At 42.9% G+C, this 14,673-nt stretch carries 15 protein-coding genes; 2 read left to right on the top strand and 13 right to left on the bottom strand.

The window, feature by feature from the left end; all coding sequences use genetic code 11:
- Positions 1-252: 252 nt before the first annotated feature.
- From A3762_RS01765 to A3762_RS01780, 5 genes are all read right to left on the bottom strand, one after another.
- A complete protein-coding gene (locus A3762_RS01765) occupies positions 253-1,152 on the bottom strand; it encodes a DUF502 domain-containing protein (protein WP_068753806.1) in 900 nt (299 codons plus the stop codon).
- Between the two features lie 270 nt (positions 1,153-1,422).
- Complete coding sequence (locus A3762_RS01770; protein ID WP_068753808.1) at positions 1,423-2,298, bottom strand: DMT family transporter; 876 nt, start codon at positions 2,296-2,298, stop codon at positions 1,423-1,425.
- Between the two features lie 252 nt (positions 2,299-2,550).
- Entirely contained in the window at positions 2,551-3,090 is a 540-nt protein-coding gene (locus A3762_RS01775) for a disulfide bond formation protein B (protein WP_068478163.1), read from the bottom strand.
- A gap of 13 nt (positions 3,091-3,103) precedes the next feature.
- Positions 3,104-3,259, bottom strand: coding sequence for a DUF5993 family protein (locus A3762_RS28745; RefSeq protein WP_369820653.1), 156 nt, complete (start codon positions 3,257-3,259; stop codon positions 3,104-3,106).
- A gap of 318 nt (positions 3,260-3,577) precedes the next feature.
- Complete coding sequence (locus tag A3762_RS01780; RefSeq protein WP_156493128.1) at positions 3,578-3,958, bottom strand: hypothetical protein; 381 nt, start codon at positions 3,956-3,958, stop codon at positions 3,578-3,580.
- 1,246 nt (positions 3,959-5,204) lie between these two features.
- Here A3762_RS01780 and A3762_RS01785 point away from each other — a divergent pair.
- A complete protein-coding gene (locus A3762_RS01785) occupies positions 5,205-5,600 on the top strand; it encodes a SirB2 family protein (RefSeq protein ID WP_068753811.1) in 396 nt (131 codons plus the stop codon).
- An 86-nt stretch (positions 5,601-5,686) separates the two neighbouring features.
- Here A3762_RS01785 and zapE read toward each other — a convergent pair whose 3' ends face one another.
- The 6 genes from zapE to A3762_RS01815 all read right to left on the bottom strand — a co-directional run bounded on the left by zapE (position 5,687) and on the right by A3762_RS01815 (position 11,627).
- Positions 5,687-7,147, bottom strand: a complete 1,461-nt coding sequence (gene zapE / locus A3762_RS01790) for a cell division protein ZapE (RefSeq protein ID WP_197468939.1) — start codon at positions 7,145-7,147, stop codon at positions 5,687-5,689.
- Positions 7,148-7,306: 159 nt separating this feature from the next.
- The gene (locus A3762_RS01795) at positions 7,307-7,735 is read right to left on the bottom strand and encodes a hypothetical protein (RefSeq protein WP_068478155.1); all 429 of its coding nucleotides are present in this window, start codon (positions 7,733-7,735) and stop codon (positions 7,307-7,309) included.
- The gene (locus tag A3762_RS01800; protein WP_068753813.1) at positions 7,732-8,019 is read right to left on the bottom strand and encodes a hypothetical protein; all 288 of its coding nucleotides are present in this window, start codon (positions 8,017-8,019) and stop codon (positions 7,732-7,734) included. The genes A3762_RS01795 and A3762_RS01800 overlap by 4 nt, the downstream gene beginning before the upstream one ends.
- 13 nt (positions 8,020-8,032) lie before the next feature.
- Positions 8,033-8,575: a demethoxyubiquinone hydroxylase family protein gene (locus tag A3762_RS01805; RefSeq protein ID WP_068753815.1), complete on the bottom strand. Its 543-nt coding sequence runs from the start codon at positions 8,573-8,575 to the stop codon at positions 8,033-8,035.
- Between the two features lie 289 nt (positions 8,576-8,864).
- Entirely contained in the window at positions 8,865-10,190 is a 1,326-nt protein-coding gene (gene traF / locus A3762_RS01810) for a conjugal transfer protein TraF (RefSeq protein ID WP_068753817.1), read from the bottom strand.
- A gap of 105 nt (positions 10,191-10,295) precedes the next feature.
- Positions 10,296-11,627, bottom strand: coding sequence for a YihY/virulence factor BrkB family protein (locus tag A3762_RS01815; protein ID WP_068753819.1), 1,332 nt, complete (start codon positions 11,625-11,627; stop codon positions 10,296-10,298).
- Positions 11,628-11,722: 95 nt separating this feature from the next.
- Between A3762_RS01815 and A3762_RS01820 the strand changes: the two genes are divergently transcribed.
- A complete protein-coding gene (locus A3762_RS01820) occupies positions 11,723-13,549 on the top strand; it encodes an ABC transporter ATP-binding protein (RefSeq protein ID WP_068753821.1) in 1,827 nt (608 codons plus the stop codon).
- Here A3762_RS01820 and A3762_RS01825 read toward each other — a convergent pair.
- Both A3762_RS01825 and A3762_RS01830 read right to left on the bottom strand, forming a co-directional pair.
- Positions 13,546-13,977 carry a secondary thiamine-phosphate synthase enzyme YjbQ gene (locus A3762_RS01825; protein WP_068753823.1) on the bottom strand — a complete coding sequence of 144 codons (432 nt, stop codon included), beginning with the start codon at positions 13,975-13,977 and terminating at the stop codon, positions 13,546-13,548. The genes A3762_RS01820 and A3762_RS01825 overlap by 4 nt on opposite strands.
- A gap of 115 nt (positions 13,978-14,092) precedes the next feature.
- Positions 14,093-14,650, bottom strand: a complete 558-nt coding sequence (locus tag A3762_RS01830; RefSeq protein ID WP_068753826.1) for a chalcone isomerase family protein — start codon at positions 14,648-14,650, stop codon at positions 14,093-14,095.
- Positions 14,651-14,673 lie beyond the last annotated feature (23 nt).

Consider the following 14,673-nt stretch of genomic DNA (forward strand, 5'->3'; position numbering starts at 1 on the left):
CACGCATTCGCACGCGACGATATCGCATCGTAAATACATCTCATTTGCTAGTTTATCGAACTAAAAAGAAACTATGGAATTATTGACGATTCAAAATACTAACTCGATTAATAGGCTAAGTATCCTGACTACACCAAAAATTAATGGTTCACGTTTACTTTGTTTAATAAGCTAAAAGCAGATCACATTTACCAGAGAGGCCTGCATGTCAGCTAACAAGCATTAACATTATTAATAGGGTCCCCGAGAACCTCAGACATTTTTATTAAAGTTTTTACGTTTTGTTTCTGTAGACACTGCATTCAAATAAGTCTTCACTAGTTCCAAACGCTTTGGCCCTAGGCCTTTTATATTTTTCAGCTCATCCTCACTTAGTTGGCGCAAGTCATTCAAAGTTTCAATACCGTGTTTAAGCAAGCAGAGTTTAATGCGCTTATCTAAAAGCGTATCTTGAATTAAATCCCCCAAATCATCGTAGGAACTATCACCTTTTGAGGTTTCCTTTTTCGTCGACGTTCTTACATTGGATCCAACAGCACTCGTATTTGCTAATAACTCTCCCGAGCCTGCACCACACGCGATAATAGTCCTCATTGCATCACTCACGGAAATCTCAGGATAAAGCGTTACCTGTTCCTGCTTAACATGATAGATATTTCCCGAAGTAGGGTTCGGACCGGTCGGCATAAAGATAGTATATCGTCCATCATCATGCTTACTTGTGACAAGTGCCGTCACTTCGGTAGTGCAGTCTCCAAAAAGCTTGACCAATGCAACCTCTCCTTTAGCAAATGGGGATTTACTGACATCACCAAAAAACTGGCCTACGATATCTTTCATGATACGATAACCTGGAGCGTAGCGAGCTAAATGGGTATCAAATTTCGTATGGAACCATGAACCGCCAGCTGTTGTCACCAGCCACCCAGTTACAAAGCACAAACCAGCCATGCCTGTTAAGACTAGAATATCTGCAAAAATTTCTGGCATACCTACTACATTGATGATTAGATTCGCGAGCGGCTTAATAAGATCCGTTACTAATTGGAACAACCATCTAAAGCCCATCACCAAAAGAGCAACTGGTAATAGAATAACCACCCCACCAAGAAGTGTTTTCTTCGCGAAATCTTTTCTATCTATTTGAGTCATTGATTGATATCTCTAAACAAAGTCCGTCAATTAAAAGTCTGATAAGTATTAGTCACTTCGAAATCCTTGGGTGCATCCGTACAATACTGATGATTTACGACAAAAATATGGTCTCTTTCTAATATCCAGAACACATAGTCAAATTACACGTGAAGTATAATCACCCCGTTTTCCTAGGACCTTTCCAAAAATAACGGAGATAATTACGCATCATAACTTTTCCTACACATGGGAGATCATTCTTACTCCCAAATCAGCTTAACTAATTAGCTAGTTTACTACAGATATCGGTTGTTTCTTTCCGATCGCCACGAGGATCACTATTAACAATGCAAATATTACAGTTTCAAGCTTAAGAATTTCATCAAGAAGTAAAGCAGATGCAATAATGGTGACAAAGGGCTGTAATAATTGTATTTGACTAACTCTCACAACTCCTCCAATGGCTAATCCTCTGTTCCAAAAGAAAAAACCAATTAACTGGCTAACTAGTGCAAGATAAAGAAAGCCCAGCCAAATATTTATTGGTACCGAGCTCCATTCTGGCGGGAAATGATAAAGTGCAAATATAGAAATGAACGGTGTAGATATGACAAGTGCCCAGCATATAACTCTCCAGCCACCGATTTCTTTCGACAATAACCCTCCGACAGAATAGCCAATAGCTGCACTCAATACGGCGAAAAATAGCGCAATATCACCCCAATGAAGAGCATTAGCGCCATTAAGTACTGAATAAATAACGACTAGCATGCTTCCTAAAACACTTGTAACCCAAAATCCAAATGATGGTTTTTCATTGGATATCACGACTCCAACAATAGCAGTTGCTAAAGGTAGTATTGCTAGTACAACCCCTCCATGTGACGCAGGAACAGTTTGCATTGCAACGGATGAAAGAACAGGAAAACCGACGACTACGCCCAGTGCAACAATAATTAATTTGTATAGCTGTTCTTTTGAAGGGACAGATTGCCTCGTTATGATGAGTAATACTGCCGCAAAAATACCAGCCACGGTAGCTCTACCGAGGCCTATGAACATCGGAGAAAAATACTCTATTACGTAGCGCGTGACAGGCAATGTCAAACCAAATGAGAGAATACCAATCAGACCGTATAACATCCCTTTTGAATCATTATTCATATTTCTCGCTTAGATTTGGTGATAACGGCATAAGTGAAATAAAATGCACGACAGGGCATGAGAAACCGAATGCAGTACCCATTGAAAATCTCTATTTTCCTATTTGCTGTCGCAATGCAATGGATTGCAATTAAAATGATAATCTTCGAATATAACAGTCAGCAAATATATTGAATAAATTACGATTTTTTCGACATTCAGTTAGTGTGGATAAATCATATGCCACAGAGAATTAAATCGTTGGATTGGAGACTAATTGAATAACCAATAGCGTACGGGATTTGCCGGACATTCAAATGGACCACACTCTACAAAAGTTGATAGGAGATTCACGCCCACAGTTGCAATAGTGAGCAAACATACCCAACGACCACAGATCGTAATTTCATATGTTTTTGACTGCCATTCCTCTTTCCATAAAATTAGCAATATAGCGACTCCGAGTACGGTCGCGCTAAACAAAACAAAAGCCCAAGTATAATAATGCATGCCAAAGATAGGACTGCCATAAGCGGGAGTGTCAGGAATAACATGTAAGGCCATCTGTCGAAGTGCCGCCGCCGCACCAAATATAGCTCCCAAAAGAATGACACCGTAATGACGTTGCTCAATCCCGTGCCTTACATTTAGCATAAATCCAAACATAACCATTACAAAGCCAATACGTTGAAGTAAGCATAAAGGGCAAGGCAACTCATTAAGCAATATCTGAAGCGCCAATCCCACTATTAAGACAATATTCAGGCCCAATAAAGCAAATATATTTAAAACAATAATGTGATTGCGGTTCATTGTAATTGATTCCTCACAACAGAATCGAAAGCGGGTCTGTAGCGTGGTAATTTAACCAATATAAACTGATTATTAAGGCAACTCCAAAAAGCCCATATCCCAGTGCTTTCTTATCGAAGAATATAGCTAATATTGCAGCAAACAAAATAAAAAAAATTAGTGTCATCATGGTTTATATAACCCGAATTACAGAGTTCAAGGGTTTTAACTCTACAAGAATATAGTCATTGCCTAGTACAAACGTCCAGTGCGAAATAAAGCGATCAAAATTATAGACGCTTATCCATTCAAAGAATGAGTTTATGTTACTTCTAGTTTTTCGATAATTGAATTGTTTGGATTAAGTTAGCATCAAAAAACTTACCAACAAGTTGCAAGAATACATCCTTAACACCTAGCGTAGGGTCATATGTAAGATCAAATAACTACAATGACCTATCAATATAAATACCAAGAAAACGGAAAGATGGCATGCTAGCTGACCTTGTTAGGCCAATTCATAACACCATCGCAATGCATCTTTTACACTACCAAATCTTTTTATATCCCATTTTACATCAAACGACTCTGCGGTTAACTGATAGTAGAAGATCAGGGCATCTGTAATTGGATGATTGGAGGTAATAACAAGTATTGGATCAGGGAACTCTAAAGAGATATTTCTATCACTTTCGACCGTAATCCTTACTTGTTCTAATGTGACTTTTGAGAGGTCTGCTGAATCAAAGTTAAAAACAACAAACAAACAAGAATACAAGCGCTCGTCTTCGTAAAGCTTTTGATTCGCCTCATCTATATCTTCTATCGAAGTCTCACCTACAAACTCGACTAAAACTCCGTTTTTAATCCAACCTATCTTATATGACACGTAATAGTTTTCCTGAGTTTGACTAACGCCCACATTAATGACATTGCTTTAACTTTGTCCAACAATCGGAGGTAGCTTGCTACTTGCGCAGCTTATGCGTGCTAGGATTTTTCAAAAATTGAATTTAATTCTGGTAAGCGCTCTCTTTTACACTCTTTGTTCCAATACTGTTTAACTTTATTAAAAGTACCTTAATCACACTTTAACGTTATCGGTAAAGCTTAGAAATTGGTTTCAATCAGGGATTTAAAGTGTTCAACGATATCTGTGGATCCTCCCTCTTCTACCTTTTGCATAAATAAGATTTACATTTGTTTCAGCTAGATAGCGTAATTCAAACTTCTCTAACATTGATGACACATCATTTGTATGGAGAAAGTTGTATATAACTATCCTTGGGAATACTCTTAGACATGGCCCTGAAAATATAAATATGGCTTTCTCTTCCATATTCTTACGCATAACAAAAAATCTTACATAATTCCGTATAAACTGCAGACAATATTGCATCGCTACGAATTATAAAAAATAATTTTTATTTTAATAAATCAGACACTAAAACATTAGCCCCTCTCCAATAATCAAGATATTCTTTGCGAGAAAGAGTGATTAGGATTGACAAGGGGCCGTTAAAACTCAATACCAAACTTTCAAGCAATTTTTTAAACAATATCAGACGGAGGCCTAAGAAAGACGCATCTTATCTCACAGGTTTCGTGAGGAGTTGTAAATCCGATTCTTTGTAATTTCATTACAAATGTTAATTAATACACGTTTTTGAGCGCATAATTCGGATGTATTATTGTTAGGCCAAGTCGATTGTTTTGAGGCTCCAACAGAGCAACATAACCTCAACTCTCTCAGAGCCGGTGATTAATCAAAAAGCTTATTCAAAATCAGCTTCACGTCCTGAATCATTTGCTAACCATTTTTAAGCAAGTAATGGTAAGTTTTTCGCTTGCAAGAACTTCCGTAATTTTGACTAGTTTTATGGGGTTCTCGTTTTCCAATAACGATAAATAATCCATATCCATTTGAACGCCTAAGCTCGCAATGCTACGTTTTGTAATAAACCTTTGGTCCGCTGTTGATTTAGTGTGAACCTATCCAGTCAGATGCATGCACTGACTTTTCTACCCTCTCCACCAATGTTTGCCGTATAAACTTGGCTCATTTCCAGCACTAATGAATCCAGATTGTCTTCCCGCTGTTATCTACACCCAGCGCAACGCCAGCGTACTTTTGCATTTCTGCGGTACTATTTAAGCAACCGCGATTTCACGTAAGTTGTGCCTACCTCACAGGATTAGGCTTTCTACTAAGAGGCATTCTCTCATTAAAGCAAAGCGCACTGCTCGAGCATAAGCTCACCCGAATACTCCCTCACCTCATCGACACATTTTTACTACTGTCAGGTTTAATCATGATGGTAACGTGGGCATTTTGGCCGAGCGAACAGCCTTGGCTAGCCGCGAAGATCATTGCGTTATTGTTGTATATCGGATTTGGCTTGATGACGCTGCGTTGGGGCAACACAACCCGCAACCGCCTTGTCGGCCTGCTCGCAGGGCTAAGCTGTTATGTATTTATTATTGGCGCAGCGCATAGCAAATCTGCTTGGTCGGTTTTTAGTTTCATGTAGAGGAAGAACTAAACGCAGCGAGCTTTATATAAAGACGACTCGGATCGCTTGCGTGCTCGACGGGATTTAAGCTACATTCGGATCCGTCATTCGCGCCCCCATTCCTTTCCACCCATTTCTACTAATCGAGACGCGGCTCGTCGAAAAGAAAAGGCGAGATCATTGGCGGACGAAAATTGTGCCAGTGACACGCCAATTAGACCCGTCGCCGACCACTCCATATGTTCCCCATCTTTGGTGCGAATCATGGTCGTCGCAAAGGAACTCGAGTTTCCCCCCTTATCACTGACAAACAATTCTTCATCCCCATCACTGCTTTCGACTTGCGCTTCAAAATCGACAAATAATTCGTCGAGTGGGACTTGTGCCGCTAGCACCAAGCGGGTGCGAGATTCATAACACGCATCAATGAGGTTCACGAAGCGTCGCGCTTCGTTGAGATGGTTGGCATCCAGTTGGGGGACGTTGTCCATGATGAGGACCGGAAATCGGTCGCAGAGAGAAAGATAATCGGCTGCACCGAGCGGTTGATAGCACAACTCGGAAAAGTCAAACCAGGCGCACCGGTCATTCAATCGGGCGACCTGGACGGTGCGACCGAAGCGAACTTTAATGATCTCAGACTCAGCTCCGGATGCAGTGCCACCAAATATTTCTTCCAACTGCGCCTGCATATCGTTATTACTACTATTATCGCCCTGAACATCCTTGTTTGACCAAAAATAGGATTGACCATCCGCTCGATTTTCGAGTCGATAATCCTTGGTGGAGCCCTCCATCGAAATAATGTCGAACGTATGTTTCAACATATCTATGAATGGCAAAAAGAGGGATCGGTTAATGCCTCCCTCATATAAGGCATCAGGGGAGCGATTCGAGGTGGCCACGACTACGACATTGCAATCCAATAATAATAAAAACAGTCTTTTCAAAATCATGGCATCGGCAACGTCTGTCACCTGAAATTCATCGAAACACAGGAGCTGGGCTTCTTGTGCTAATTGCTGCGCAATGATGGGAATCGCATCACCTCGTGGGTGCTTCTGTTTGTAGACAAAGATTCGATGATGGACGTCTAGCATGAATTCATGAAAGTGGACGCGGCGTTTGGTAATTTTTGCGTGTTTGAATCTGTCATTATTGCAGCGCGAATCATCAAAAACATTAACCGACGCGTAAAAGAGATCCATTAGAAAACTCTTGCCGACCCCGACCGGTCCATGAATGTAAATCCCCCGAGGTGGTAGACCAAAGGACCATAAATGAAACTTCTTTCGAAGAAAAGACTGGGCGGATGCCATAGATCGTGCCAGTAACAGTGGTCTGCTGCTTGAACGGCTGCTCTCTATCTGCTCGTCGGTAAGCAAGGGTACTGGCGGGAGCGAGGCAAGAGACTCATGCAAGTCATCTAATTTTGCTGCTAGAGCAACTTGCGCGTCATCTCGTCGCACCTCCCCCGCGTCCACCATGAGTTCATAAGCCGCAGACACAGGGCCTATCGAAAAGCACCGCTGAGCGACGCGATGTTTTTCTATCATCGTCTTCATCATCATCTTCTTAGTTATGGAGTCAGTGAGTTTATAAACTCGACGATAAAGTACTCTGTATGAGTATCAAATGGATTTGTATTAGAGGCTCAAATTTCGCAGTTCAACTTGTACAAAACTAGTACAGCGGAGGTTATGGCTGGTGGAAACACGTGCTTCTCAAGATTGGATAAATTCGCGAATTCGTCGACTCGCAGCTGACTCAAATAAACGTATGTTCTCTGTATTCAGCAGCCTCAAGGTTTGGGTAATTTTAACTTCGGTGTCCGAGGTGACATGCTCTAACCTTACCAACGTATGCTTGTAATCGAGCAGAAAAGTATTCAGCGTTTCAATAGATGAGAATTTTTGCTCTTTGCACTTACTAAATAAAGCACGTCTGCAGTAGGTGAGCCATTCGTATTGATAGCTTCCTGTTAAGCGCTCGGGATATAGAGACAGCTCCTTCAAATCCCGCTCAAGATCAACCATTGGATCTTGATCATGCAGCAGCACACGCAAATTTAGTAGTTCGACAAGAGAGATAGAGTTAAAGTCGAATACCTTGTCGATCAGAGGCAATATCTCTGTGTCCTTTATCTCACTCATGCTTTCTGTTTACGCACCCAGTGGACATGTTTAATCAATGCACGATCTGCTTGCAGTGCTTCTAGCGAACTCAGTTGTTTTGCTAGCGTCATCTCGTCATACAGTGTATGAATAGCCTTATGACAAGCTCGGCATATGAAAATTCCGCTTTGTAATTGTTCCTTCAAGAAATGTTTACGATAGTGTTTTCTGCGATGTACTTTCTTCGGAATAAGGTGATGAAAAGTTAGTGGAACGACACGATCGCAGAGCATACAACCACCAGATCTATCTGAATTTTTCATCGATAAAATGCCCCTAAATTCGTTTTGCGATAGACACAGCCACTGCTGAACCCCGCGCTACCATAGCGAGCCAAATTTGACATAGGCGACTCGCCGGTTCGCGCACTCTCGCGCCCGCATCATCTCGATGAGCCATCTCATCTTCTCGGCATTGTGACAGCATTGTAATTAAGTGCGTCCAATTCGGGAAATCCTCAAAGCGATTAATTTGTGACTGATAGTGTGCTTCTACGAAGGTCTCCACTGTCTCGATAGTACGAAACACCCAATCTCTCCCAAGCAATGCTGGGAGGAAACCGGTCAGGAATCCGGCAATCACCCAAAGAGGCAGCACCAAGCTTCCTCGATACAAATGGATAAGCTCCTCAAATAAACATAGATGATGGTATTCAGTGCGAAGGTGTTCTCGAGCAAAGGCGCGAACATGCGGATCGCAACTTGCGCTCAATATGCCGATGTAAATAAATACGGCCCCCATCTCACCAGCATGGCTGCTACGCAATTCCATTTTTAGTTCGTTTGGCATTGTCTGTGAGTAACTTACTTCGTTTTGCATATCGCCTCGCTCACTTATCCTCAAGAACGTGCGCGCTAAGGTGTCTTTCTAAAACAATTCTGGCGCATGCAATGATTACGGTTCAGGGCAAGACAAAGTTCACTCACAGGTCATAAGAATGAGCAACATCTCCTGTAAGTGGAGTGATTTATGAGTACTAGTGTCAGACTGACATGGTCTCGTTTTCTTGGCAATGCGACAAATGCTCAGTACAAAAAAACCGCTATTGGTCTCCCAATAGCGGTTTCTTACAATAAAAATTCTGACTTATCTTTTAGCTAACTGAGGCTTAGAAAGTCACACCAAACTGCAAGCCTGCACCGACTGTATTTGCATCTGTACTGCCTAAGGCAGCAAGTTCTAGCGTAACGCCCGCTGCACGCAAGCCAAAGCCAGCTGTTAGCAGCACATCTTCACTTTCAGCAATGTTATATCGAGCGCCTGCGCGAAGTTGAAAAATCTCTGCCAAATCATATTCTGCGCCAACACCCAAGTATTGCGTATCACCCTCACCGAATACTTCTTCTGTTTTGGTTAACTCAAGATCAGCGGCTAACTCGTAAGATGCTCCTTGGTAAGAAATACCAGCCAATACTTTTGGTTTTAGCTCAATATCGATTCCCTGCGGTGCAAAACCCGGACCCAAGTTAGTGTTGTCTCGACCCGGTTTGGTGGTGATCTCCATTGGCACAACGTTAATCACTGAGAGGCCAACCAATAATTGCTCGTCGTCATCTAAGAAACTCGCCACGCCTAGATCAAGGTTGAATTTCGATTCACTCACTTTGGTATCTTCAAGATCGTCAGATTCAAACTCATCAACGCTCGTTACAAAGTCATAAGCACGTAGATCGACCATTTTAGGTGACACGCCTAGCGCATAGTCGTGACCAAAAAACGTAAAGTTATGCGACATCGACAAACCAACTTGCGAGTATGCTGAACCAACGGCGCGCACGGTTGACTGTAACTGATCCGCGTCATTCGCTGTGTCATACAGAGCGTTAACATCATCGATGTCTGTAATCACGGTGTTACGCGCTAGGTCTTCTAGTTGATCAAGCGTGGTTTGATCGTTGTAATTGATTTTTGCTGCAATACGAGCAGAACCAGAGACAAACAAACCTGCGCCGAAACGCTGGCTAGGTATCAACGCTGACACACCCATGCCGAGATCGACACGCGCTTGTTCTTGATCAATTTTTTGAAGCTCGTTGTTCAGTGCACGCGTTCTATTCGCTAATTCTGTTTGAGCAGCGGCTAAGCCTGCACCACCGCCCGCAATATTGTTTTCAACGTCAGTAATCGCACCTTCAAATGGTTTGATGAAATCATCATCGAAGTCATCCACGACATCGCGAAGCTCAGCTTCATCACTTGCTATTGCGTTTACTGATGGAAGTAACATGCCAAATCCATCGCGTTTTTCAGGCTGTTTTACTGCCAGTAAAGCCGGATTAAAAAAGCCTGCCGCAGCAGGACGTGCAGACGCAACGCCTACACCACCCATCGCCATCGCGCGACTATCAATAAAATTTGGTGCACCTGCAAATGCTTGTGCTGCAAAGAAAAAGCTGCCTGAAACAAACAAGGCACTCTTTTTAATGTATGGCATGATTCATCCTTTCAATCGTTAATATTTCGCCTCTTCTAGGCGCGATAATTTGAGTATAGATTGAAAGAATGAAAACGCTCGGTGAGTTCTTAGATTGGCAGAAACTTAATGGACGACCTTGCCTTCGGCGAGTTCTCGTAGACTGACTTGAGCAAACTTTTCCTTGATGAAACCATCTAATACTTGGCTCACATCAGCGATATTCTTCTGAGCTCCTGATTGTGGAAAAGCGCGATAAATAGGCGGAGATTTTCGAATCGCAGATAAAATATCTGCCACGCTAATCAAATCACTAGAGCGTGCTAAGACAAAACGATCGCCCTCTGAGCCCGCATCTATAATCAGCTTTTTCTTAAGCAGTGTTTCGACAACTTGGCGAATTAATAAGCCCGGAATATTTGGCGTTGTTTCAAGCTCTGCTTGTTTAATCGGTTTACCGTTTTTTTCTTGAGCCTGAGTAATTGAGACCATGACCTGCAAGGCAATTTTCTCTAATGCGATGGGTGACCCGCGCATATCAAGCGAGCGTGTAATGTAATTATCATTCTGAACATAAAACGCTATAACAGAGCCTAGTAATAAAATTAACCAACTTGCATACAACCACAACAAAGCAACGATACCGACAGCAAAGCCTGAATAAATCATGTCATAGCGCGCCGAACTCACCACAAATGCCGTAAAGGCTTTGCCCGCTATTTGCCACGCAATGCCTGCAACAATGGCACCGATTAAGGCGCTAGAAGTTTTGACCCGCGTATTCGGTACGAGCGTATAAAAAAAAGTAAAGGCTGCAATCAACACCACAACTGGCATAACCGCGGTAACAAGCGAAAAAACAAAGCCAAGCGGTTCCACAAGACGAAGCTTTGTCACAATAGCGCTATCTAAAACTCCACTTGCGAGAGAGATACCAGCCACCAGCAGAATGGGCCCTACAAAGATCATGCTCATGTAATTGCTCAAACGACGACTAACTGAGCGCGTACTTGCGACATACCAAATTTGATTAAATGCGTGTTCAACCTTCTGTACTAGGGAAACCACTGTGTACAGCAATAAGACCAGACCAACTGCACCCAGAACGCCGACTTTCACGTTGTCGACAAACTGAAGGATCGAGTTCAGAATTTCTTGGCCTTTTTCTCCCATCGGTAAGAGAAAATGCTCGATCGCAGGCAGGAAGTGATTTTGTACGTTGAAATATCGCAGCAATGAAAAGCTCAGCGCTAAGAGCGGCACAACGGATAAAATACTGGTAAACACCAAGCTCATTGCGTGCAAAGAGACATTGCCTTGCATTATGTCTCGTACAATCGCAAAGCATACACGAGCCGTACGATGCCCTAATCGTTCAATTGAGCTTTTGTCTGAACTTACCGGACGCATCAACCAATCGTATATAAGTGCCTGTTTTTCAGAAATAAAAGGTAACAAATACTACGTCTCCAAAGATCTTTAAGTGAGTATAGTTGAACAAAAGACTATACTAGCCAACGCCAATAATAACTTACGTAATTGAATTATTTTTGATGTTTCGTTTTTTTGAACAGCTCGTTAAGCCCTTCCCTGTTGACACACCAACAACACCACCCAAAGGTCTTGTTGCGTTTTGCATTCACTATACACGTGGTGTCATTCCGCATCTTTTAATAATGGCATGTCTAACGGCATGCATTGCGGTAATGGAAGTCAGTCTGTTTCGTTTCTTGGGCGAGCTCGTCGACCTACTAACGGCAAGCACACCGGCTACTCTCTGGGAAGAACACTCTTCTACCCTAACGGGATATGGCGTCATTGTTCTTTTGGTTTTACCGATCACCGTTCTTCTTCACTCTAGCGTGATTCATCAAGCCTTGCTTGGCAACTATCCTATGCGCATTCGTTGGAATGCACACCGCTATTTGCTTGGACAAAGCCTTGGCTTTTTCCAAGATGAGTTTGCTGGACGAATTGCCACAAAAGTCATGCAGACAGCGTTATCCGTGCGGGAAGCTGTGATGAAGATGCTCGATGTCTTGCTCTATGTAAGCGTTTATTTTATTGGCATGGTCAGTGTGCTCGCCATGAATGACCCGACGCTAAGCATCCCTCTTTTACTTTGGTTTGCTTCATACGTTGGAGTACTTTGTCTGTTTATTCCGCAACTAAGACAAATTTCTACCTTACAGGCTGATGCTCGCTCTGCCATGACCGGCAGCATCGTTGATACCTACACTAATATTTCAACGGTTAAGCTATTCAGCCATTCAAACCGCGAGGCTGACTATGCACGCGAATCGATGGATGGTTTTCTTCAAACAGTTTACCCACAGATGCGTTTAGTCACCAAGCTAAATGTCAGCGTATGGTTCCTGAATTCACTGCTGCTGTTTTCGGTGGCGACCTTATCCATTTATCTTTGGTCCGTTGATTCTGTGAGCACAGGTGCGATTGCAGTGGCCATTGGTTTAGCCTTGCGTTTGAACGGCATGTCACAGTGGATTATGTGGGAAGTGTCGGCATTGTTTGAGAATATCGGATCGGTGCAAGACGGCATCAATACCATCTCACAGCCCAAACTAATTCAAGACAAAAACAATGCAAACGCGCTTGCGATGGCTAAGGGCCAAATTGACTTTAATCAGGTCAGTTTTGAATACAATGCCGGTGAATCAGTGCTTAAAGATTTATCTCTGCGAATTAAAGCGGGAGAGAAAATCGGACTCGTTGGCCGTTCTGGTGCTGGTAAATCAACACTCATCAATCTTCTGCTGCGTTTTCACGATATTCAGAAAGGCGAAATTCTTGTCGATGGGCAAAACGTTAGTGCGGTTCAACAAGAAAGCCTTAGGGCGCAAATAGGTGTGGTAACACAAGATACCTCGCTCATGCATCGCTCTGTGCGCGACAACATTGCCTACGGCCAACCCGAGGCGACTCTAGAACAGGTGATTGCGGCGGCAGAGCAAGCCGAAGCGCATCAGTTCATTCAAAACCTTAGTGATGTCAAAGGCCGCGCCGGTTACGAAGCCCACGTGGGCGAGCGTGGTGTAAAACTGAGTGGTGGTCAGCGTCAGCGTATTGCGATCGCGCGCGTCTTATTAAAAGATGCACCGATTCTTGTCTTAGACGAGGCGACATCTGCACTCGACTCTGAAGTCGAAGCTGCGATTCAAGAAAGCCTCTATAAATTAATGGAAGGTAAAACCGTTATTGCGATCGCGCATCGTTTATCAACAATCGCCGCGATGGATCGCTTAATCGTGCTAGATGAAGGGCGTATTGTTGAAGAAGGATCGCACCTAGAGCTGATTGCCAAAAATGGCATTTATGCTCAGTTATGGCAACGTCAATCTGGCGGATTTATTGGCGATTAAGAGTCACCTTGCAGGGTCGTGATGAGCGTTCTCGGTCCGCCTGAAATACGGTGTTCACCAAGATAAATACCTTGCCATGTGCCTAGAGCAAGACGCCCATTAGTGATCGGAATCGTCAGAGAAGATCCAAGCATGACCGACTTAATATGTGCTGGCATATCGTCAGCACCTTCGTAGTCGTGCTCATAAACAAAACTCCCCTGCCCCACGTCGGGAACAAGCTTTAAGAAGTAACGTTCCATGTCTCTGCGCACACTCGGATCTGCATTTTCATTAATGCATAAAGACGCAGAAGAATGTTTGATGAATAAGTGTGCAAGCCCGACTTCGAAGTTTGCTATCTCAGGTACTTGCTGAACAATCTCATCCGTAACGAGATAAAAGCCTCTTTTTTGCGCTTTTAGCCGAATCGTACGTTGAAGCCACATAATGCTCTCACCCAACAATCAATTTACACGAGAGACTAGTGTGCCAGAAAGAAAAAGGCACTGGCCACTAGGAAGACTCAAAACCTAGTGCCGTGCCGAGATAAAACGAGAGGAATTAAGATGACAAGCCAAGCATCTCATTTTTCAACGAATCTTGAACGGGCGAATCGCCCAACCAAATACCAAATAATGCTTGTTTAAAATCTAAACCCGGCACCTCTGAAATAACAAAGTTATTACGATGTACCTGAATGACTGACTTTGCAGGGTCCCAAGACAATAAGAAGGTATCGCTAACATCAATAGGCTCATCAAAGGCTGAGAGAAGTTGTTCAATTCTTGGCTCCATTGCAGAGATATCACCAATTGCTTGCTCAAAGCCTTCACGGGTCGCTTCTTGAAGCTTGTCACTACTAATTAAGCTTGATTCAATTTCTAAACAAATTGCCATAGGAGCATTGTCTTCAACAATATTACTCGCCTGCTCAGAGCTACTAGAGAGATACAAGCTTCCTACATATAAATCTATGAACATACGAGTTCGCATGCCGCTGCCTTGCAGCTGAAGGGTTTGAGCGCCGACGTTAATAGACGGTTTAGATGTGCTTGAATCTGCGTATACAACACCTGTCATCAACATAAAAAACGACAGTACTGCGCCAAATTTATTCATAGTATTCCTTACTCACTTCTATA

The sequence above is a fragment of the Oleiphilus sp. HI0125 genome (assembly GCF_001635355.1).